The sequence below is a fragment of the Clostridium sardiniense genome, assembly GCF_019753795.1.
Taxonomy (GTDB): domain Bacteria; phylum Bacillota; class Clostridia; order Clostridiales; family Clostridiaceae; genus Clostridium; species Clostridium sardiniense.
Genome location: NZ_JAIKTU010000010.1, coordinates 1 through 21,687, shown reverse-complemented (window position 1 = coordinate 21,687; position 21,687 = coordinate 1). Strand labels below are relative to the sequence as shown.

Annotated in this window: 23 protein-coding genes; 22 read left to right on the top strand and 1 reads right to left on the bottom strand. The window is 24.3% G+C overall.

The genetic code is table 11. The features are described 5' to 3' along the window. The 14 genes from K5V21_RS12690 to K5V21_RS12625 all read left to right on the top strand — a co-directional run bounded on the left by K5V21_RS12690 (position 1) and on the right by K5V21_RS12625 (position 13,683). The gene (locus tag K5V21_RS12690; protein WP_221861566.1) at positions 1-456 is read left to right on the top strand and encodes a hypothetical protein; all 456 of its coding nucleotides are present in this window, start codon (positions 1-3) and stop codon (positions 454-456) included. Between the two features lie 122 nt (positions 457-578). Beyond that, positions 579-935: a hypothetical protein gene (locus K5V21_RS12685; RefSeq protein ID WP_221861565.1), complete on the top strand. Its 357-nt coding sequence runs from the start codon at positions 579-581 to the stop codon at positions 933-935. 151 nt (positions 936-1,086) lie between these two features. Further along, the gene (locus K5V21_RS12680) at positions 1,087-1,281 is read left to right on the top strand and encodes a hypothetical protein (protein ID WP_221861564.1); all 195 of its coding nucleotides are present in this window, start codon (positions 1,087-1,089) and stop codon (positions 1,279-1,281) included. A gap of 135 nt (positions 1,282-1,416) precedes the next feature. Next, entirely contained in the window at positions 1,417-3,669 is a 2,253-nt protein-coding gene (locus K5V21_RS12675; RefSeq protein ID WP_221861563.1) for a pentapeptide repeat-containing protein, read from the top strand. A 111-nt stretch (positions 3,670-3,780) separates the two neighbouring features. After that, positions 3,781-3,954 carry a hypothetical protein gene (locus tag K5V21_RS12670; protein ID WP_221861562.1) on the top strand — a complete coding sequence of 58 codons (174 nt, stop codon included), beginning with the start codon at positions 3,781-3,783 and terminating at the stop codon, positions 3,952-3,954. A gap of 18 nt (positions 3,955-3,972) precedes the next feature. Next, the gene (locus K5V21_RS12665) at positions 3,973-4,242 is read left to right on the top strand and encodes a hypothetical protein (protein ID WP_221861561.1); all 270 of its coding nucleotides are present in this window, start codon (positions 3,973-3,975) and stop codon (positions 4,240-4,242) included. A 57-nt stretch (positions 4,243-4,299) separates the two neighbouring features. Next, entirely contained in the window at positions 4,300-6,792 is a 2,493-nt protein-coding gene (locus K5V21_RS12660) for a VirD4-like conjugal transfer protein, CD1115 family (RefSeq protein ID WP_307495444.1), read from the top strand. Then, positions 6,793-8,658 carry a pLS20_p028 family conjugation system transmembrane protein gene (locus K5V21_RS12655; RefSeq protein ID WP_221861560.1) on the top strand — a complete coding sequence of 622 codons (1,866 nt, stop codon included), beginning with the start codon at positions 6,793-6,795 and terminating at the stop codon, positions 8,656-8,658. Continuing rightward, positions 8,659-8,934, top strand: a complete 276-nt coding sequence (locus tag K5V21_RS12650) for a DUF5592 family protein (RefSeq protein WP_221861559.1) — start codon at positions 8,659-8,661, stop codon at positions 8,932-8,934. It abuts the gene before it with no gap. Between the two features lie 42 nt (positions 8,935-8,976). Then, positions 8,977-9,144 carry a hypothetical protein gene (locus K5V21_RS12645; RefSeq protein WP_221861558.1) on the top strand — a complete coding sequence of 56 codons (168 nt, stop codon included), beginning with the start codon at positions 8,977-8,979 and terminating at the stop codon, positions 9,142-9,144. Position 9,145: 1 nt separating this feature from the next. Beyond that, positions 9,146-9,790 (top strand): hypothetical protein, encoded by a 645-nt coding sequence (locus K5V21_RS12640; RefSeq protein ID WP_221861557.1) that lies wholly within the window; start codon positions 9,146-9,148, stop codon positions 9,788-9,790. 140 nt (positions 9,791-9,930) lie between these two features. After that, a complete protein-coding gene (locus K5V21_RS12635) occupies positions 9,931-11,817 on the top strand; it encodes a VirB4 family type IV secretion system protein (RefSeq protein ID WP_221861556.1) in 1,887 nt (628 codons plus the stop codon). A 3-nt stretch (positions 11,818-11,820) separates the two neighbouring features. Beyond that, positions 11,821-12,471 (top strand): hypothetical protein, encoded by a 651-nt coding sequence (locus K5V21_RS12630; RefSeq protein WP_245000717.1) that lies wholly within the window; start codon positions 11,821-11,823, stop codon positions 12,469-12,471. A 72-nt stretch (positions 12,472-12,543) separates the two neighbouring features. Then, the gene (locus tag K5V21_RS12625) at positions 12,544-13,683 is read left to right on the top strand and encodes a C40 family peptidase (RefSeq protein ID WP_221861555.1); all 1,140 of its coding nucleotides are present in this window, start codon (positions 12,544-12,546) and stop codon (positions 13,681-13,683) included. Positions 13,684-13,825: 142 nt separating this feature from the next. Here K5V21_RS12625 and K5V21_RS12620 read toward each other — a convergent pair whose 3' ends face one another. Next, positions 13,826-14,707, bottom strand: a complete 882-nt coding sequence (locus K5V21_RS12620) for a hypothetical protein (protein WP_221861554.1) — start codon at positions 14,705-14,707, stop codon at positions 13,826-13,828. Positions 14,708-15,068: 361 nt separating this feature from the next. Between K5V21_RS12620 and K5V21_RS12615 the strand changes: the two genes are divergently transcribed. From K5V21_RS12615 to K5V21_RS12580, 8 genes are all read left to right on the top strand, one after another. Continuing rightward, entirely contained in the window at positions 15,069-15,917 is an 849-nt protein-coding gene (locus K5V21_RS12615) for a hypothetical protein (RefSeq protein WP_221861553.1), read from the top strand. 328 nt (positions 15,918-16,245) lie between these two features. After that, on the top strand, positions 16,246-16,524 hold the full coding sequence (locus K5V21_RS12610) for a hypothetical protein (protein ID WP_221861552.1): 279 nt from the start codon (positions 16,246-16,248) through the stop codon (positions 16,522-16,524). 12 nt (positions 16,525-16,536) lie between these two features. Beyond that, positions 16,537-16,944, top strand: a complete 408-nt coding sequence (locus K5V21_RS12605) for a hypothetical protein (RefSeq protein WP_221861551.1) — start codon at positions 16,537-16,539, stop codon at positions 16,942-16,944. A gap of 2 nt (positions 16,945-16,946) precedes the next feature. Further along, the gene (gene mobP2, locus K5V21_RS12600) at positions 16,947-18,605 is read left to right on the top strand and encodes a MobP2 family relaxase (RefSeq protein WP_221861550.1); all 1,659 of its coding nucleotides are present in this window, start codon (positions 16,947-16,949) and stop codon (positions 18,603-18,605) included. Between the two features lie 39 nt (positions 18,606-18,644). Then, complete coding sequence (locus tag K5V21_RS12595) at positions 18,645-18,926, top strand: hypothetical protein (RefSeq protein WP_221861549.1); 282 nt, start codon at positions 18,645-18,647, stop codon at positions 18,924-18,926. Between the two features lie 83 nt (positions 18,927-19,009). After that, the gene (locus K5V21_RS12590; protein ID WP_221861548.1) at positions 19,010-19,243 is read left to right on the top strand and encodes a hypothetical protein; all 234 of its coding nucleotides are present in this window, start codon (positions 19,010-19,012) and stop codon (positions 19,241-19,243) included. A gap of 16 nt (positions 19,244-19,259) precedes the next feature. Further along, a complete protein-coding gene (locus tag K5V21_RS19650) occupies positions 19,260-20,672 on the top strand; it encodes an ImmA/IrrE family metallo-endopeptidase (protein ID WP_221861547.1) in 1,413 nt (470 codons plus the stop codon). A gap of 103 nt (positions 20,673-20,775) precedes the next feature. Further along, complete coding sequence (locus K5V21_RS12580) at positions 20,776-21,174, top strand: hypothetical protein (RefSeq protein WP_221861546.1); 399 nt, start codon at positions 20,776-20,778, stop codon at positions 21,172-21,174. Positions 21,175-21,687 lie beyond the last annotated feature (513 nt).

The window sequence follows — 21,687 nt, the reverse complement described above, 5'->3', positions numbered from 1 at the left end:
GTGAATTTAAAAAATATTTTAAAAATTAAAAAAGAAAAACGTAAAGAAAGAGAATATGACTTTAGTAACCTTATAATTGGAACGACTAGAGTTGGAAAAATTGAATTTAAAAATGAAATTAGTGATAGATTAGTTGAATTATATAGAGATAATAGAAAAGATGAGATTATAAAATATTGTAATGATATTTATGAAAAAATATATGAAAATTCAAATTTAGATTTTACTTGTAGAAAATATACACAAGATTTCTGCAATGAAGTAATTTTACATGCATTACAGTATAGAAAAACAAATACTAGTAATGTTGTAGGTATTGCATTAAATATTTTAAATAATGATAGTGTTCAAAAAGAAAGAATTTATGAAGAGCTTAATAATATGAGCGATAATAAAAAAATTAGAATCATAAATGATGGTAGAGTTCTATTGATACATTTATTGGTAATATATTAAAAAACATTAGATGTAACGATAGATGAATTAGTATATGGAGATAAAAAGTAAAAAACATAAAGGTGTCCCCCAAGGACACCTTTTTATAATGCAAAAAAATAATAGAAAGAAGGTAATAAAATTTGATTTATTTTGGAACAATGGATTGGAATATCTTTAATTATAAGAGTATTGTTATATCGTTTTTTATGATATTTTTGGTTGTAGAAATATTTTTATTTTTAAATAAATTATTTTGGAGTAATCATAAAAAGATAGAAATAAATATTTTTGATGCTGTTAATGTATTAATTAGTGTGGTAAGTAGTTCATTATTAGTACCATTTTTGTTGGTTGGAATGATTGAAATTAGCAATAATACTGGAGTTAATGTTGAAAAAATAATTTGGGTTATTCTAGGACTATGTTTGATAAAAAAATTCCATATTAAAATTAATCTATTAATAAAAAGATTAATAACTAAAAAGCGACTAAATTAGTCGCTTTTTAGGTGCTTATAAATATTATTTGTAAGTGTAATATATAAGCATTAGTTATTAAAATATTATATCAGAAAAACTTGAAAATGATAATAAGGTGTTCCACGGGGACACCTTTTATAATACAAAAAAAATAAGGAGATGGTATTTTATGAATTCTAAAAGAAATATGGTATTAACCCATGTAGGTGACAGTAAAGATGAGGTGTTAAAATCTGTGAATTTTGAGGGGAGTATTAGAGCAAAAGATTCTTTTATTTTTAATGAGCCAAAGGGTGAATTGTTTAAATTAAGTAAAGAAGTATTGGAAAAAGAAGGAAATGGTAGAGCGTATATATGCATATGAACTGGATTATGTTTATGGAAAAGATGTTACTGTAACTATATTAAATAATTGTGAAAAGAAAGAGTTGTAGTTATAAGAATTAAAGGTGTCCTTAGGGGACACTTTTTTTAATCCGAAATATAGGGAGTGATTTTAATGTCAAATTTTAAAAATGATTATGAGTTATTTAGAATTTATGATAGTAATGGAAAAAAAGAATTGGAAGCAGTAAAAAGTATGTTGAATGAAAGTAGGGATATAGAAAGTTTATATCCCTACGAAGCTTATAATGGAGTATTTGAATCTGGTGGATATAGAAGACAAATACATTATTATGAACAAGATAAATTTGCACATATAATAAATACAGAATATAAAGGAACATATGAAATAAACACTTATGGCGACTTTAAAGAAAAGAGAATTTATAAAGAGTATAGAGAAAAATTAGTTAATAAATTAATTAATGATAAAGATTTTTTAGAATTTAAAGAAAAGAATAAGGATAAAATTTTAGTAGCAGTTTTAAATTCTGAAAATAGTATTGATAATTTATATGAATTATCAGAAATAAATAATATCTTAAATAAGGTAAATGATGATTTTTTTATGTTTAACTCTAAAGAAACTGAAAAATTAGAAATAGATGTTTTAAAAGAAGAAAGTTTTAATTTAGATATAAATTTAGGAATTGAAAAAGATATAGATATTATGAAAGAAATAGAAAAATCAAATGATGAAAATGCAATTAAATTTATAGAAAATTATAAAGGTGAAATAAATAAGAAAGAAGATATAAGTTATTTAGAATATTTTAGTAGTGATGAAAATGCAATTAAATTTGTTAATGAAGGATTAGATGAACTTAAGTTAATAAAAGAAGTAAGTGAAATTGCAGATAGCTTAGATGGAGCTAAAGCAGATATTAAACCATATTTTGAGAATACTTTTGATATTGAAAAAATAAAACAAGGAATAGAACAGGAAGGAATAGAAAAGGTAGCAGAAGATTTAAAAACTTTTGCTTTATGGTCAGGTGTAGAAGGAGAATACAATAATTCAGTAGTATTATCTAAAGATTATATAAAAGATGATATAGTTATAGACGCTATAGATAAAGTAAAACAAGAAGCAATTATAAAGAAAATAAATTCTATTATGGATGATAAGGAGCATAATAAAGAGATATTTAAAGATGATATAAAATATATAGCAGAATCATTAAAAGATTACAGAAATGATTTATCAGATAGATCATTTGTAGAAAAATTAAATGATTATTTAGATAGATATGTAGAAACAATTAAGAATGTAATTGATAATGTGAAAGAAAGATTTGAAAAGGAGGATTTAGAAAAACAAACTATACTAGATAAACATTTAAATCAAATTGGATTAGAAAAAGAAAATAAAGAAAAAGAAGTTAATAATTATTTAGAAAGCAAAGGGATAATAAATATTGAAATTAAAGAAAATTTAAAAACTAATGAACAGTTTTTAGAGATGTTAGAAGAAAAAATGTTAATGGAAAATAGTATAGAAAATATAAGATTAGATATTGAATCTTTACCTGGTGAATATATAGATTATGATGAAAGAGGAATAGTAACTGAAAATATAGGGAGTGATGATTATAAGAAAAATTTAAATAACTTAGAATTAAAGTTAAAATTTGAACAAGAGAATTTACAGTTAAAAGAAAAAGAGATAAATGAAATTATTGATAAGGAAGTAATTTCTAATTCTTTTGGAGATAAAAAGGGTAATTTGTTATTAAGACTTAAAGATAATGAAAAGTTTAATGATTTATTGATGGAAAAGTCAATTGTAGAGTTTGAGGTGATATTTAGCGATACAGAAGAAGAAAGAATATATGCAAAAAGAGAATTGGATAGTATAAAAAAAGAAATTAATAATGAAATAGAGCAAGAAAGAGGACTTTTTCTAAGTGAAAAATCTATATATAAAGATTTGAATAAAGTTTTTAATGTTGATAATAAAGAAATAACACAACAAGAAATAGATAAAATGATTGAATATCACGAGAAGTGGGTAGAAACAGGAGGAACAAGTGGAAAACAATTAGACCTAGAAGGGAAGGAACTAAAAGGATTAAGGTTATTGAATGTAGATTTAGAAAATGCAAATTTAAGAAATACAATAATAAAAGATAGTGCTATTTTCGCAAATTTAAAAGGAGTAAATTTTGAAGGAAGTAGAATAGAAAATACAGAATTTTTAGGTTCTAATATAAAGGGTGCAAAAATAGATAAAGAAAATTTGAAAATTATAAATAAGCAAATAAGTGCAGATAAAGAGTTTCATGAAGAAGCGAATAAAATATTAAAAACAAATAAAGAAAAAAATAGGACTAAAGCAAAATGTAAAGATAATGAATATGAGGTGTAATTAACAAAAAGGTGTTCCCTTGGGACACCTTTTTATATAGATATTTTTAAGAAAGAGAGCTTCTGACAGGCTGTGCCGAGAAGTTCTTTTTTATTGAAAGGAGGTGATGAAATGGCAGTGAAAAAAGAAGAAGGATGGATTAAAGATACTGTTGAAGCTATTTTAAGAACGCAAGGAGTAACATATGAAGAATGGTTAAATGAAAAGCATGAAGAATTTTTAAGTGACAAGGAAAATAAAAAGAAATTAAAGGAAATTTATAATTTCTATATAGAAATGAACTAAAGTAGGAGGAATTAATTTATGTTAAATAATTTATTAGTAAAAGCATCTGGAACAGATGTATTTCAACAAATGGAAACAATAGGGAAAGACTTTTTAAAAAATATGCAAAGTTTAGGTTGGATATGTTTAGCACTTGCTTTAGCAGTGGCTGGATTTTCTTGGATATGGGGTGGTAGAGAAGGTATGCAAAAAGCCAAACCTATTATAGTAGGTGGAATTGTAGGATTTATTTTTATAATGGGTGCAAATGCATTTGCAACATACTTCAAAGGAAGCATAACTTTTTAATAATTGAATCTATTTATTAGCTGGATATTATTCCAGCTAATATTAGGAGGTAACGTAGTGAAGAAGATAAATATTATTTTCAATCAAGATAAAATAAAAATTAAAAGTATTCCAAGAAAAATAGAAGCTATTTTAAGAAGAATAAAAATTACGTTTTATGAAGATAATGAAGTGAATAGAGGAATAAAGAAAGCTAAATTTCTAGCAAGTTGGAAATTTAGCTTTTTTATATCTATTGCATTTATTTTTATATCAATTATATTATCAAATATAATTGCAACTGGATTAGATAATACTTACAAAAATATAAATAATAAAGGAAATATCATTGAATTTAATTTAATTAAAAGTCTTTTTAATTTTAATATGATTAATAAACATTTTTTTGTTTATGCAGTTATATTAATTTTGACAATATTAATACTTATAAAATTAAATTTTAGATTAAAAACAAGTTTTGAAACTATAAATGAAGGGCAAAAAGGTACAAGTAGATTTTGCACTTTAAAAGAAGTAGATGAACAATATAAATCTATTCCAGAAGTTGAAACAGAAGAAGAAATAAAAAATGGTGGATATGATGGAAAAGGTGGAGTTGTTATAAGTAGATTTGGAAAAAGAGTTTATATAGATGATAGTAAATCAAATAATCTATCTATAGGTACAACAAGAAGTGGAAAAGGAGAATTGTTTTTATTTCCAACTATAGATGCTTATAGTAGAGCAAAAGAAAAAGCTAGTTTAGTTATAAATGATCCAAAGGGAGAATTACTTGGTGCAAGTAAGGAAACTTTAGAAAAAAGGGGATATAGAATAGAGGTATTAAATTTAATAAATCCTGAAAAATCTATGTCTTATAATCCACTACAACTTATAATTAATGCTTATGAAAAAGGTGATTTAGGAGAAGCACAAAAACTATGTAAGACATTAACATATGCAATGTATTATAAACCAAATGTTAAAGACCCATTTTGGCAAGAAAGTGCTATGAGTTTAGTTAATGCTTTAATACTTGCTGTAATAGATAGGGTTTTTACTGAAATAAAAACTTTAAAAGATGAGTTGAAAAAAAGAGAACAATTTATAAAGGATACCACTGATGAAACTCTTTTAAAAAAGAATAAAGAAAAAATAATAGTATTAAAAAAAGAAATAGAAAAAACTAAAGGAAAAATTACATTATATACAGTAGCTCAAATGTTGTCTGAATTAGGTTCAGCTAATGATGAAAATGATAATAATGAATTAGATAAATATTTTAATAATTTAGATTCTAATAATGTTGCTAAAATGCAATATGCTACTTCAAACTTTGCTAAAGGTAGTGCTAGAGGAAGTATATTTTCTGTTGCTATGTCAGAATTACAAAAGTTCACTATGGAGAAGATAGCAAAATTGACAGCAAAAAATTCAATTGATTTAAAGGATATTGGGTTTAATAGTGAAAAGGATGATAGACCAGTAGCTTTATTTATTATCCTTCCAGATTATGATAAATCTGATTATGTAGTATCTTCTATGTTAATAAGACAGTTATATTATGTATTAGCAAAAACTGCTGAGGAAGGTAATGGAAAGTGTGATAGAGATGTCGTTTATCTTATAGATGAATTTGGTAATGTTCCACCTATTGAGGATTTAGATACGATACTTACAGTATGTTTAGGTAGAAGAATATTTTTCACATTAGTAGTACAAGCATTATCACAAATAGAGGGGAAATATGGAAAAGATGCTTCTAAAACTATAATAGGGAATTGTGCAAACAAAATATATATTATTACAACTGAAAGAGATACTGCTAATGAAATTAGTGAGTTGCTTGGAGATAAAACAATAACTAATGTATCTCGTAGTGGTGAATTCTTAGATACAACTAAACACCTTACAGAAAGTGTTGATAGTAGAAAACTTATAAATGCTAATGAACTTATGTTATTCAAAGAAGGTGAAATGGTAGTTATAAGAACATTAAAAAGACGAGATAAAAAGGGAAATGAAATAGTACCAAATCCAATACACAACCATGATGAAACAAGAATGAAGTATAGATACGAGTATTTAGGAGAATGGTTCGATAATACTAAAAGAGCAAAAGATGTTGATATTAATTGTATTCATAATGATGTTAAATTAGAAGATTTAATATTATTTAGACTTGATAATCAGATATTAAATAGTGATGTTGATTTAACAACACCAGGAGAATATAAGGTGAAAGTAAGAGATAAAGAAAGTGAAAATGGTGTTAAAGAGTATAAAGTAATGGTACTAGGTAATGGAGAAAATAAAATAATAGATGAAAATATAGAAAAAAACAAAGACAATAAAAATAATGAGGAAGTCAAGGAATACAAATTAAAAGAAATTTTCACTGTAAGTGAGATAAAAAAGATAATAGATATAGTAAATAAAAGATTAAAAGATATAAAAATAGATGGAGAATCAAGTTTTGAATATTTCAAGATTATTGGAAAAGAGAATGAAAATTTAAACCTTTATGTAAAAAGGGGAGAAAAATATATAAAAGAGAAAGAAGGTGAATAGATGAATGATTTAGAATTTTTATTGTATTTAACTAATAATAGAGTATTAGAATTAGTTGGAGTATTTAGTTATGGATTAAGATTTTTAGGGTGGAAGTTAATAGAGGTATTAGTTAGTTTAGTAAATGGACTAGAAAATGCAATAAGTCAAATATATAAATTAAATACTTTTTTTAAAAGTACACATATATCTAACTTTTTAGATAATTATAAGGGGTTGCTTTGGGTTATATTTGCAATAGCAATAGCTTTTTTAGGTTTTCAAATTATTGCACAAAGGAAAAAGGATAAAGGACAAATTCCAGTAAATATAGCTATTTCACTAGCTGTTATAATATTATTACCAACAATAATGAGTACATTAAATAATGCAACGAATTTAATTGTAGGAGAAAATGTAGGTAAATATACATCAACTGGAAATGAAATTGTAAAAAATAATTTATCTGATTTATATTATTTAGATAAAGTTGGATATAAGTTAGATGATAAAAGAAATGACATACCTAAAAGTGATGTTATGAATATAGATATAAATGAAAAATTAGATATAGGAAATATAAAAGATAAACAAGGAAGCCGTTGTTTGGTAAAAAAGTTAATATCAAATGCAAATGGAACATTAAAAGCTACGGAATTAGGAGATAGTTTTTTCTCCTTTTTGGATGAAAATTATTATAGATACAATTTGAACTTTATGGTTGTAATAATATCGTTACTTGTTACAGCAACTACATTAATATGTTGTTCCTTAAAGATTGGTAGAATAATCATTGAACTTGGATTTAATAGGATTTTAGCAACAGTTCTAGCATTTGGTGATGTTGGAGGTGGTAAAAGATTAAAGTCTGTTGTTGAAAATATATTGTCTATGTTTGCAATATTAATAACAACATCTGTTTTATTGAAAATATATACATTATTTACTGGTTGGCTTGCAACAACAAGCGGAGCAAATGATAGCGTTGTAAGATTATTAGTATTAACAGGTGCTTCTTGGGCAGTTATAGATGGTCCGAATATAATTGAAAGAATATTTGGAATAGATGCTGGGTTAAAATCTTCTTGGGGATTAGTTTTAGCTGGAATTCAAGGGGCTAAAACTGCTGGGCGAGGTGCAAGTAGTTTATTGAGATTTGGTGGAAAAACTTCAAGTAGGCTTAAAGATTCATTCTCAAATATGAAAAAAGAAAAAGAACCATCATCTTTATATAACGATATGATGGATTCATATAAAGATAATAAAAGTTCAGGGGAGGATAATAAAGATAAAAAATCAAACTTCAATAATACAACGAATAATGGAACAAATAAAAGTGGTGTGGAAAACAATATAAATAATAAAAATGGTGTAGATAATAATATAAACAATAAGAAGGGTAATAATTTTAAAGATGGAGATAAGATTAATTCTAATGGAACTGATTTAAATAATGGAGATAAAAATCATAGGGATATGGATAGAAAAGGAGAGTTTATAAAGAATTCTACTAGAAATATTACTAAAGACAATAACTTAAATAATTTTAAAACAGATGGAAATAAAAAAGGAGAAATCAATAAAAGTAGTAGGGATAGAGATAGAGGCAATAGTTCTCTTGATAATGGTAAAAATACTTTAGATGGAAATAGAGCTGATACAAATAATAATACAAAGTATCCTAATGCTGAAAAATTAAATGAGTTTAATGGGGAGAAACTAAATAATAGTAAAGAAAAAACAAGTAGTAGTACAGGTTTTAAAAATAATTTAAATAATAAAAATTCTGTAAAAGATAAGTTAGAAAAAAGAAGTTATAAAATTAATAATAATAATTCTTTTAATAATATAAAAGTAAAGGATAAAAATAAAGGAGATAAAAAGTAGATGAATTTTAATATTCCAAAAGAAATAGAAGCTGAAACAAAAATATGGAAGTTATATTGGTTTGATATATTATTCATATTAGCATACATGGGTATTGCTAATATATTGAAATTTTTAGTATATCAAAAATTTATAATAATTTATTATATTTTTTGTTTCTGTTCTGCATTATTTTTAACTTCTAAAAGTATTCATAATCCTAAAAAAAGAAATTTCAAAAGTATATATTTAGCGTTTACAAGAGATAGAAATACTTATAGAAGGTTTTATAAATAAAAGGTGTTCCTCGTGGACACCTTTTTATATGGGAGAATTATAATGGTTGAGTTAAGTAGTGTTTTATTTCTAATTATAATAGTCGAAACTATTGTAATAATAGGTTTATTAGATAAATATACACATTCATTAAGATATATTAAATTATTAGAAGAAACTATTAGTTATGAAATAAATAAGAATAAGATAAATAAACAGGAAGGAGAATAATATGGCTTTAAGGAAATTTGATGATATAAAGGTTAAAGAAGAAGAAAAGAAATTAACCAAGGAAGAAAAGAAAGAGATTAAGAGAAAACAAAGAGAAGAAAGAAAAGAATTAAGAAAAGAAAAAAAGAATTTACCTAAAATCGAAAAAAGTGTACAAGATAAAATGGAAATTAGAGATGTAACAGATGATGATTTTATGAAAACAAAAAATGGTTTTTTAAATATATATCAAATAAAGGGTAAAGATGTTGATGGAGGTTCTGATTTAGAGCAAGAAACTATAATAAAAAATTTCATGAGATTTTTAAGAATATATGTTTATGATTTAAAATTAATTATGATGAACTTTCCAATTAATACGAGTGAACAGCAAGAGTATATATTAAATAAAATCAAAAATACTGAAAATGAATTATATAAAAAATTATTATATGAGAAACTAGAAGAATTAGTTGAATTAGAAAAAGAAAAGACTAATATAGAATACTATATTATGAATTTTATAGATAAAAATGAACATTCTTCCGAAAAACTTAGAACTTTAATGAGAAGTAGAAATAGAGATTGCAATTTAATGCCAATGACTTTAGAGAAGAAATTAAGAATTTTATATAAGTTAAATAATTTAAATACTAAATTGATGTAAATATATTTATATAGAATATTCTTAAAGTTGAGGTGATTATGAAAGAAGATAAAATAGAAACATAGCTATTAAAGTAAAAAGTGTCCCCGAGGAACACTTTTTTTATTTTGGAAAAATTAATGGTAGAAAGGAAGTTTTATATGAAAAAATTAGATTACAACCCTAATTTGATAGAAAAAATACAACCTGTAGGAGGAATTAGTTTTAAAGATAATTATATAAGAAAAGGTGATGGGTATGAAAGCTGTATACACATTTATGACTATCCAACAGATGTAACAGAGTTTTGGCTTAAAGATTTAATAGAAGAATTTCAAGATACTGTAATAACTGTAGATATTGAAACCGGAGATAAAAATACAATATTAAAGAAGATTGATAGAGCTATTACAGAGCATGATAGCAGAGTTAACGAAAGTACAGATCATGTTTCTTCTATAAAATCTAGTTCAGAAGTTCAAGATTTAGTTAATTTGGTTTATGATTTAACTAAAAATGATGAAATTATGAAGTATATTGTAATAAGAATATATTTGTATGAAAGAACTTTAGAAGGACTTCACAAGAAAGAAAAAGATGTTATGGATAAATTAGAAAGTCTTAGATTTAGAGGAGCAGTATTTTTAAATGAAGCTGAGTATGAATGGAAGTCATTATTTTTATCTTTGTCTGACCAAGAAAAATTAGCAAATAAAGTTGTTAAACAACCAATACCTACATTAAGTTTATCAGCTGGATATCCATTTCATTTTGTAGAGTTAAAGGATAAAGCTGGAACTGTTATAGGTGAAAGTAAAACTGGAGGAAGTATAATCTTTAATCCTTTCACTAGAGATGAGATAAGAAAATCTTACAATAGCATTATGGTAGGTCTAACTGGTGCTGGAAAATCAACTCTAATGAAGAAATTAATGAGTAATAATTCAATTTTAGGAGATACAATAAGAATTTTAGATTTAACAGGTGAGTTTGGGGGAATAGTTTCTAGACTTGGTGGAAAGGTTATAAGGTTAGATGGAACAAATGGTATGATTAATCCATTCCAAATTTTTGCGACTATGATTGATGATGATAATAATGTATTAGAAGAACAATCTTATATGTTTCACCTTAACAAGTTATCTATGCAATATAATTATTTATCTAAAGATTGCAATAGTGATGAATTATTAGAATTTGAAAACTGTGTAAATGAGTTTTATAGAGAAAATGGAATAGATAAAAGTAATTGCACAACCTTTAAAGTAGAAGAATATCCAATAATGGAAGATTTCTTGAAATTCCTAAAAGGTCTACTGTATAATGATGTAGAAGGAACAAAACTTAGAGATAATATAACTGAATATAGGAAAGCAAGACTAGAAAAAATAATCCTTACTATAAGTAATGTAATAAATAGTTACGGAAATTTGTTTAACGGACATTCAAGTATAGAAGATATATCTTCTATACAGGTATTAAGTTTTGAAGTTAGAAATTTATCACAATTTGCTAGTAATGTTTTTAACGCTCAAATATTTAGTATATTAACTATGTTATGGAATGAAGCACTTAAACAAGGAATAAAGCAAAAGAAATTATATGATTCTGGGCAAATAAGTATAGAGGAAGCTATAAAATATATATTATATGTTGATGAAGCACATAAGTATGTAAATTCAAATAATGAATTAGCAGTTGATTTCTTTATAAACTTTATAAGAGAAGATAGAAAGTACTTTGCTGGATTAATATTAGCAACTCAAAGTATTAATGATATGGTTCCAAAAAATAAAGAGAATCATGTTTTAGAAAAAATAAGAACACTATTTGAATTGACACAATATAAGTTTATAATGCAACAGGATAATAATACAAAAGAAGCACTTGAAGATATATTTAATGGTCAGTTGAATTCAAGTGAAATAGACATAATACCTTATTTCCAAAAAGGTGATGTTATTTTACTTATAAATGGAATGGAGAACATTTTATTTAATGTTAAATTATCTAAAGAAGAAGAAAAACTATTTGAGGGAGGAGCATAAAAGGTGAAAGAAATTCTAAAAAATAAAAAATTCATAGTTGGAGCAATTATTACAGCAGTTGTAGTTGGTGGAGTTACAATATATATTTCAAAGAAATATAAAGAAAAGCAATTAGCCGAAGCAAATAGAAAAATGATTGAACAAAGAGAGAAAGCAGAAAAGGAAGCTAGTGAAAAAATAAATCAAAAAACAATAGATGAAAATAAGGGGCTAACTGATGAACAGTTAAATAAAAAATATCTTTTAGATAAAGATATTAAAAATATTTCTGTTCAAGATAAGGTTGAAGCTTCAGAAGTTGCTAAAACATTTGTAAAAGATATTACAGAATATGATTCAAATAATCCGAAAAAAAATGAAAAAGAAGCATTATCTTTAGTATCTAATGATATATACAAAGAAGTTGAAGGTTACTTTATGACTGCAAGTAAAGATAAAGGGATAAAAGAAATAGTTGTTACAGATATAGATACACAGGAATCTTGTGATATTCATAAGGATAGAGAAAATCAAGCTTATGTGTATATAGTAGTTGGGGTAGGCTATAATGTTATAGATAATTATAATCAGAAAATTAAAGAGAATACATCATATGAATTAAGATTATTAAAAATAGATGGTAAATATAAAATTGTAAGTTATAAAACATATTAGAAATAAAACTCTAAGAACTAATGAAAGTTAGTTCTTTTTTTATACTCCAAAATAGTAAGAAAGGATAAAAATATGGATAAAAAGAAAATAATAAAAAAGATAATATTTACTATTGGAATATCAAATTTTCTTGGATTTTTATTAATAATTATTTTTATAGCTGGACTATTTGGGATAATTGAAGAACAGAATAAGAATAATAATATTTCATTTGATAGTACTTTGGTTGGTGTTCCTACTGAATATATACCATATTTTAATGAAGCTTCTGAATTAACTGGCATACCTAATTGGGTGTTTTGTGGTATAGCAAAACAAGAAAGTGATTTTAATCCTAACTGCGAATATGGTGGAGCATATGGGATTATGCAAATACAAAAAAATGATTTTGATGGTTCTGATATTTGGAAATATTATATGGATTATGGACTAGGAGAGTTTTACAAAAAGGCTGGATATAAATTTTCAAGTGCTGATGATATGTGGAATAAGTATCTAAAAGATCCTCGTGCACAAATAATAGCTGGTGCATATGAAACATTATATTATGCAAATTATGTTTTATTTAAAAAGGGGATGACAGATAGTATGAATTTAAATAATGTTGAAAATATGAAGCTTATAAAGTGGAATTCTAAGCCTGATGATAAAGAGTTTAGAGAAATTCTAAGAAGAACTTTTGCTTGTTATAATGGTGGACAAGGTTATGGAATGACTGTAGATTTAGATAAAGCACAGAATGATTATCCTAATAAAGTATATGGATATGCAATTGAATTTAGAGATAATGGAATGCAAAAAGGTGATAATGAAACAATAGAAAAAGCAATAAATGCTGGTATGAAGTGGGTAGGAAAATCACCTTATGTTTGGGGTGGTGGTCGTAATGAAAGTGATATAAAAGCTGGTAGATTTGATTGTAGTTCATTCGTTCATTATTGTTATGCAAATGCTGGAATACAACTAGGAGATGTATCAGGTGTAACAACTTGGACTTTATTAGAAAAAGGAAAGTCAGTGGATAGGAAAGATATGAAACGAGGAGACATCATCTTCTTTGATACAACAGGAAGCGATACTCACGTTGGTTTGTACTTAGGTGATGGAAAGTTTATGCACGACAGTTCATCAAAAGGGGTTACAGTTTCAGAGTTAAGTAATTCATATTATGCTTCTACATTTAATGGAAAGGTAAGGCGAATAATAAATTAAGAAACAACATGTTATGAGAGTGTTATAGCATTAAGAATATTTGAAAAATAGTATTTAATTTTTAAAGGTAGTTAAAAGTAAGTTGAAAATAAATAGATAGTTTTAATGAAAAACGAATCTATTTATTTTCACGCTTATAGTCTTAGTGAAAGTCATCCATTTCACTGGTGGTTATGACTATTTTTTTATGTAATTTGTAGATAGCAAGAAAGTTAATAGACTTTCTTATTTTATTATTTTTAGATTTAACTTTTTGAATAATAGGAATTCCTTTATATATAAGGAATTTTTTATTTAAAAAAAAAGTTTTATAAATTCCATCAAATTGAGAAACTTGGTTATAAAAGAAATAACCATATTTATTAAGAGGCTTACTTAATGAATAATTGTTATAATTATAATTTTTTATTCCATTTAATATTCCATATCTTTGGATCATCCATATACTTGATATGAAGAATAGTATAAAAATAAAAGAATATAAAAAATATCTATTGGCATAAAATAGTATTAAAACAAAAAAGCCTACAAGAATAATAGTTAAAAAATCTAAAACAGAAAATATTATTCTAAGAATATATGGGAAAAAGTATTTTAAATTTATATTAAATATTTGATTTCTATATAATTTAGAGTAATCATTATAAAAATTAGATATACAAACAATAAAGTGGTTTGAGATTTCTTCATATTTTTTTCTAGTACATTTATTTAAGAGAGTATTGGATATGTCATTCTCAAGGTGTATTAATTCAAGGCAAAGTAGGGATATGTTCTCATCAAATAAAATAGAATTTTTATAGAAAAAATCTTTTATGCCGTCAGTTATTAAAATTTCATTTTTATTATTATGATTAATTAATATTGGAAAACAAAAATTATGTAAAATAGATTGAATTATATCTAATTTCTTTGAAATCTTATTTTCGTTGAAATTTTTAAAAAAAGTATAAATGGAAAATAATAATGTAATAAAAGAAACAAAAAATAAAAATACATCTTTATGTGATTCTATAAATTCCATATAAAAACATCCTTTCAAAATAAAATATAGGTAGGTGATAAAATGGTAGAAATTTTTATTACAATAATATTTATAATAATTTTATTAATAAATATATATTTTCTTATTGATGATACAATAAATAGTATTTTAATTAAAAAAATTCAGCCACTTAATAATAAAAAATATAAAAAGTTTTTTTATTATTATATAACATTGGGGTATATAAATTCCAATGAAATTTTAAAAGATAATAACAATTTATATAATAAAATACTTGCTAAAGAAGATTTAAGTAAGAATGATTTAGATTATTTAAATAAACATTTATAAAGATAATTAAAATAAAAAAATTTATTTAATAAATGAAAGGAGAAAAATATTGAAAGATAAGATATTGGAGTTTCAAAAAAAAGTTAGTAATATTAGAAATAGAAAAAATCAATCATTCTTTTATTATGGAGCAACATTAATAATAATTTTAGGAATGGTATTTTTTTTAACGTCAAATAGATTTTTTAATAGAGATTTTTTAGTTGAAAGTACAGCTTTAAATGAAGAAAACTATATAGGAGATATATCATTAAAAGTTTTAGATAGAGAGTATAATACATCTACTGGGGTTTTTGAAATGTTATTGAATGTAGACAATTCAAATCTTTTAAATGAAAATCCTATTGAAATATCAATTCTTGAAAAGGAACATTTAAAAGAAAAAATTGAAAGTAAATTAATAAAAGTATCTGATGAGGAATATGTAGTTTATGCACGATTACCAGTAGATTGGTCAGCAGTTTCTGTTAGAGTTGGATTAACAGAAGAAAATAATTTAGAGGATAATAAAAGAGAAATATTAAAAATATATGCTGATAGAAAAGATACAAAAGAAAATAATAATTTAAAAGCAGAAAATGAAAGTGGATATAAAATAAAATTTATAGATTTACAAATAAATAATTTAAATGAAAATATTAAAAAGATAAATTCAGAATTAGATAATAAAAAGAAATTAATAATGAACATTTTAGAAGATAATGAGAAACAGAAAGAAAATGAAAAATATCAAACTGAAGAAGAAATAAAAGAAACAGAGAGTAAAATAAATCAAAATAATACTATTATAGATACAACAAAAATAGAAATAGAAGAATTAATTAAGTCATTAGAAGAAAATAAAAATAGAATAAAAAAATTAGAAGAAAAGAAAAATGATTTGCAAAAATATAGTTAGAAAATGAAGTGTAAATTATAAAAAGGTGTTTCCTAGGGACACTTTTTTTATTTTTAAAATATACGCAGAGTATGTGGTTTTTATACGGATTTAATACGGAGAATATACGCAGAGTATGTGCTTTTGGAAGTAACTTTGCCCCCAGAAAAACGCTAGGCTTTGCCTAGCTCTCCCAATACTTTGGGGACAGTTTTTCCTTATGCTCTTAATTAATTTCTACGATTTTATTTCCAATCAAAGAAATTAATTAATTTTTGTCAAACTTTTTCAAAGCTTGTGGGTGAAACGGTAGTGAGGGTAAAGCCCTTTTAAGGAGGTAAAGTTAAAGTTGAGTGAAATAAAAATAAGAAATGTACCTAAACATATCATTTCAAAGATAGATGAAGATTGGAAAAAACAAAATTATAAAAGTAGAAATGAATATTTAAACAAACAATTAGAGTTAATGATTTCATTAGAGCCATTAAAAAATATGGAAGATAATTATAGCTATTTGATTAATAGATTAGGAAAAATAATTGAACATAATTCTGCTTTAATGGAATTATTAGCGAAAGAAATTTTATCAGAAAATATTAATGAGATTTTAAATAATAAAGAAGAGTAAGAAGGTGAATTTATGAAAAGAATACGAAAGGATTATATGTTTTCAGAAGAAAATTTAAAATATATTCAAACAGTAAAAGAAGAAAAAAATTTAAAGTATCCTAGTGAAGCTTTAGATTTAATTATAAGAGAGCATAGAGAAAATACAGATTTTATTTATAAAGGATTAGCAAAGTTTTTAGCAGAAGAAATTTCAAATGAATTTAAAAATGAATTAAAGAAGATAAGGTTAGCTTCAAATTCAACTGATAAAAATACACAAATAATTTTAGAAATGCTAAATGGATTATTTATAAAAGATGATATAGGAGATATTTTTACTAGCAGAGAAGAATTATCAAAAGGATTAAATATTGCTAGAAATTTTGTAGAAGATAAAATAAATAATCAGATGAAGAAAAAATTATATAAGGAGTATTAATTATGAGTAGACCAGCAATAAATTTTATGTCTCACTTTGTTCAATATGATTCAGTTAATGAAAAGTCAGGTGAAGTTGAATCATTTGATGATTATGTAGATTATATGAATAGAGAAGAAGCAAGAAAAGAAAATCCACTTGAAAATTATGATGGGTATACGGATTATATGGGAAATCCCAATAAAAATGGTTCATTATTTACTAAAGAAAAAAATGGATTAACTAAAAAAGAAATTAAAAAGGTAAAAAAAATATATAAAGAAGCTCAAGATAAAAAGAGTAATTTATGGCAAGATGTTTTTTCTTTTGATAATGAGTGGTTAGAGAAACAAGGACTATATGATAGTAAAACAAAAGTTTTAGATGAAGAAAAAATACAAATAGCAGTAAGAAATGCTATGGGTACATTAGAAAAAAAGAGTGGTAAAAAATATTTTTGGTCATCAAGTATTCATTATAATACAGGAAATATTCACATTCATATAGGAAGTGTTCAATTAGATAAAATTGATAGAAGGGGAAAGAGGAAGCTAAGTGCAATTAATGCAATGAAAAGTAGTTTTGCTAATTCACTGGTGGATTTTAATAAAGAATATCAAAAAATAAATGAAGTTATAAGAGAAAAGTTAGTTTATAATGCAAGAAATTATGACTTTAAAAATGATAAGGAAATGAAAAATGATATTAAAAAAATAATGATGTTATTACCAAAAGATAAAAAGCAATGGCATTATAAATATAATACATTACATGAAGTAAGACCTTTAATAGATAGAGTAACAGATAAATTTATTGAAGGAAACTTAAAAGAAGAATTTAAAGAATTAAATAAGTTGCTAGATGAGCATGAGGAAAGATTAAGAAATTTATACGGTGAAGGAAAGAATGAATATTATAAAAATTATAAAGAAACAAAAATAAAAGAGTTTTATACAAGAATGGGAAATGCAACTTTAAAACAAATAAAAGAATTATATACAAATAAAAATTATAGAGAGAAAAATTTTTCAAAAGGTAATTCAAGTAAAGAAAAAAATACAAATAAAAATGATGAAAGTTTTGAATATAAAAATATGAAAGAGAATTTTAATGATAAAGAATTTAGCAATCTTTATAAGTATTCTGAAAAAAATAGAGAATTGATAAAAAATAAATTTCCGAAAGCAACGGTTGTTGCAAGTAAATCTTTTTGGAAAAAACAAGGATTAAAAATTAAAGAAGGTGAAAATGGAATTGAAATTTTCATTCCAGAAAAACAATTTTATTTTATAAATAAAGATGGATTTAAAACAAATATTAATGAAGCTACAGAGAAAGAAAAGAAGTTAATAGAGACGGGGAAAATACAAATTACAGAAGGTAAAGTAAAGTTTATTATTGGTGAAGTTTATGATATATCACAAACTAATGCAACTGAAAAAGATTTAAAAAAAATAAAAGATGGATTAAAAAATATTAAATTTGATGGTAATATAAAATATAAAGAAGAAAATAAATTTAAAAAAAGACAACCTATTATTACACAAAAAGCATTAAATACTTTAAAGAAAAATTTAAAAAAAGATTTTAATAGTATAAAGAATCAAATTGAATTTGAAAAATTACAAGGTGAAATAGAAAATTCAAATTCTAAAAATAATGTATATGAATATGAAATGTAAAAGTGTCCTTGGGGGGACATCTTTAAAGGTGGTGATTTATTGAAACGAAAAAAAAGAAAGTTATCAGTATTTAAATTCTATAATGAAAGAAAAACTATTTATATAATATGGAGTGATTGTGAAGATGCATTAAATTATATAAGCGACAATGAAATGTTCTCAAAAGAATTATTTAAAAAAAGAAAAGTTCCGATTAATTCTAAAATTGTAGCGAGTATAGATGGTGGTAAAAATTACTTTTATATAAATAAGATTTTAAAAATGCTAGATTGTAAATTAAGTGAGCCATATATTTTAAATAATAAATATATTATAAATTAAGCAAAAGATTGAATAGATTTAGAGTAAAAGGTGTTCCTCGGGGACACCTTTTTATAATATAAAAAATTAAGGAGAGAATTTATATGTTTGATGGACTAGCTTTAGTATTAGAAATAGTCAGGGATACAGAAATTAAAGCTTATACACTAGATACAAAAGAAACAACTATTTTAAATGGTGCAAAAGGATATATCGTAGGATTAAGTGATTTGTTTGAAAGAGAGGAAAGTGTAATAGTTCAATATGATATAGAAAACAAAATAATATCTAAAAAAGAAATTTTAGAGGATTATGAAATAGAAGAATTTAGACAATAAAAAGGAGGTAAGAAGTGTGTCAAAATTCTATAAAAGAAAAAGTGAAGAAGAAAAACAAAAGGAAGTAGAAGTATTAATAGATAAAGCTAATAAAAAAATAGAAAATATTTTTAATACACCTAATGATATAAAGGAATATCTTTCTTTTATGGCAAAGTTTTATAATTATTCTTTTAGAAATTCAATTCTAATTCAACAACAATTTAGGGGAGCAATAGCAGTTGGCTCATATGCTTTTTGGAAAGAAAAAGGTTTCACAGTAAATAAAGGAGAAAGGGGGATAGGTATTTTAGTTCCAGTAAAATTAAGTGATTATTTCAAAAATAAAAATGGACAAATAGTTTCTGTTAATAAAGCAACAAGAGAAGAAAAAGAACTTATAAAGAAAGCTAAAATAGAAGTGTTTAAAGGTGCATTAACATATCAAAAAGGATATGTTTTTGAAATATCTCAAACTAACGCTACAGAAAAAGATTTACCTAAAATTTTTCCCAATAAATTTTTAGATGGAAAGATTGAAGATTATAATATTTTTTATAAAGCATTAGAAAATATTGCAGATAAAATTGGAACAAAGATAATAGAACCCAAATTAGAACTTGGTGTAGCCAAGGGCGTTAGTTATAAAGTAACTAAAGAAGTTGCATTAAACCCTAGAAATAGTGAAGTTGAAAATATAAAAACGCTTATACACGAATTAGCTCATTCTAAATTACATAGAATGGATAATTTAGATGAACATACAAGAGCCGAAAGAGAATATCAAGCCGAGATGACGGCATATGCAGTAACAAGTTATTTTAATATAGATAGAGAAGATAACTCTTTAAGGTATATTAAAAATTGGAGTGAAAATATTAGTTTAGATGATAAGAAAAGATTGTTAAGAGATGTTAAGGAAACATCAAAAGAATTTATAGAGATAATAGAAGAAACATTAAAAGAGGAATTATCAGTTGAGATGAATAAGACTGATAATTCTTTTTTTAATACTAAGGGAGATGAAAATATAATGAGTAAAGAAACAACACAAAAAGAAATAGAAAAAATGGTTAAAGAGCATGAGGAATGGATTAACACAAAAGGAGAAAGGGGGAGAAGATTAGATTTAGAAGGAAAAGAGTTGAAAGGAATAAGATTATTAAATGTTGACCTAGAAAATGCAAACTTCAAAAATACAGTAATAAAGGATAGTGCTATTTTTGCAAATTTAAAAGGAGCAAATTTTGAAGGAAGTAAAATAGATAATACAGAATTTTTAGGTTCTAATATAAAAGGTGTAAAAATGGGAGCTAAAGAATTAGAAATTATAAATACACAAATAAAAGAAGAAGAAATATTGAATAAAGAAGCAAATAAAATATTAAAAACAAATAAAAATAAAAGTAAAGAAAAAGCAAAAGATAATACGTATGAACAAGAAATATAAGTAGAAAATAGATAAAAAGGTGTTCCTCGGGGACACTTTTTTATTTTAACTAGGCTAAAAAATTAGCCTAGAATCAAATGTAAAAAAATAGGTGGTGAATTTTATGGGAATAAATGTAAATAAAATTCCGAAAGAAGAAATATATAAATTTTCGGAAGAAGTTGAAAAGTTTTTAAAAATGTTAAATGGAACTACAATACAAAGTAATTATAAAAATGAGATTTACGATATAGAAAAACAAAAAAATAAATTAGAAAAATTAGTATTAAATTTTAAACCAACTTTATACGAAGAATATTCAATGAAAACTAAAAGAGCATATCAAGAAATGATATATGCAAAAAAAGAATTTGAAAGAGTAGTAAAAGAGAAGTGTTTTGAAAGTGTTATAGATGAGAAAAAAGATATTTATAAAGAAAAAGCACAGACTTATGAAAATACAAAAGAGTATAGAAATAAATTAAAAGAAGCATTAGATGAAAAAGATAGTTGTATACATTAAAAATTAAAATATAAAAAGTCCTATAATTTAGGCAGGTGGTTAAAGGAATAACACTTTATAAAAAACTAATCGACTTACCATCGATAATATATCCGTTAGAAGGAGATAAATATTACTTAGACAAGCTTTTAATAGAGTTAGAAGTGGAGTGCCTGTCCTGGTGAAGTTTTATATTTACTTCTAGGGGTATGTATAGAGTTATGTGGTAGTATGCTTGATAAAACCAGACCTAAGCGAGATTGATATACATAGCAATTTTATTGCGAGATAATATAATTTATCTTCCTTTATGCAAAATTTTATTTTTAAATTTTCCATAGAGGGGGGTATTCACGAACAAAGTTAAAGAATAACTTCGTTATAAAAATAGTTAATAAAAAGGGTTGACATTTGATTAAAATTAAGTGAATATGGGGAAATATATTAGTTTTAAAGAACAATTATAATAAAAAATATAACAAAATATGGTATAATTAATATGTAAATAATAAAGTAGATGAGGTGTTGTTATAT

What these genes read in the sequence shown, in the direction of transcription:
- K5V21_RS12680 (WP_221861564.1), top strand. Translation starts at nt 1,087, where the DNA reads ATGAATTCTAAAAGAAATATGGTATTAACCCATGTAGGTGACAGTAAA.
- K5V21_RS12675 (WP_221861563.1), top strand. Translation starts at nt 1,417, where the DNA reads ATGTCAAATTTTAAAAATGATTATGAGTTATTTAGAATTTATGATAGT.
- K5V21_RS12670 (WP_221861562.1), top strand. Translation starts at nt 3,781, where the DNA reads ATGGCAGTGAAAAAAGAAGAAGGATGGATTAAAGATACTGTTGAAGCT.
- K5V21_RS12665 (WP_221861561.1), top strand. Translation starts at nt 3,973, where the DNA reads ATGTTAAATAATTTATTAGTAAAAGCATCTGGAACAGATGTATTTCAA.
- K5V21_RS12655 (WP_221861560.1), top strand. Translation starts at nt 6,793, where the DNA reads ATGAATGATTTAGAATTTTTATTGTATTTAACTAATAATAGAGTATTA.
- K5V21_RS12650 (WP_221861559.1), top strand. Translation starts at nt 8,659, where the DNA reads ATGAATTTTAATATTCCAAAAGAAATAGAAGCTGAAACAAAAATATGG.
- K5V21_RS12645 (WP_221861558.1), top strand. Translation starts at nt 8,977, where the DNA reads ATGGTTGAGTTAAGTAGTGTTTTATTTCTAATTATAATAGTCGAAACT.
- K5V21_RS12640 (WP_221861557.1), top strand. Translation starts at nt 9,146, where the DNA reads ATGGCTTTAAGGAAATTTGATGATATAAAGGTTAAAGAAGAAGAAAAG.
- K5V21_RS12635 (WP_221861556.1), top strand. Translation starts at nt 9,931, where the DNA reads ATGAAAAAATTAGATTACAACCCTAATTTGATAGAAAAAATACAACCT.
- K5V21_RS12625 (WP_221861555.1), top strand. Translation starts at nt 12,544, where the DNA reads ATGGATAAAAAGAAAATAATAAAAAAGATAATATTTACTATTGGAATA.
- K5V21_RS12620 (WP_221861554.1), bottom strand. Translation starts at nt 14,707, where the DNA reads ATGGAATTTATAGAATCACATAAAGATGTATTTTTATTTTTTGTTTCT.
- K5V21_RS12605 (WP_221861551.1), top strand. Translation starts at nt 16,537, where the DNA reads ATGAAAAGAATACGAAAGGATTATATGTTTTCAGAAGAAAATTTAAAA.
- mobP2 (WP_221861550.1), top strand. Translation starts at nt 16,947, where the DNA reads ATGAGTAGACCAGCAATAAATTTTATGTCTCACTTTGTTCAATATGAT.
- K5V21_RS12590 (WP_221861548.1), top strand. Translation starts at nt 19,010, where the DNA reads ATGTTTGATGGACTAGCTTTAGTATTAGAAATAGTCAGGGATACAGAA.
- K5V21_RS12580 (WP_221861546.1), top strand. Translation starts at nt 20,776, where the DNA reads ATGGGAATAAATGTAAATAAAATTCCGAAAGAAGAAATATATAAATTT.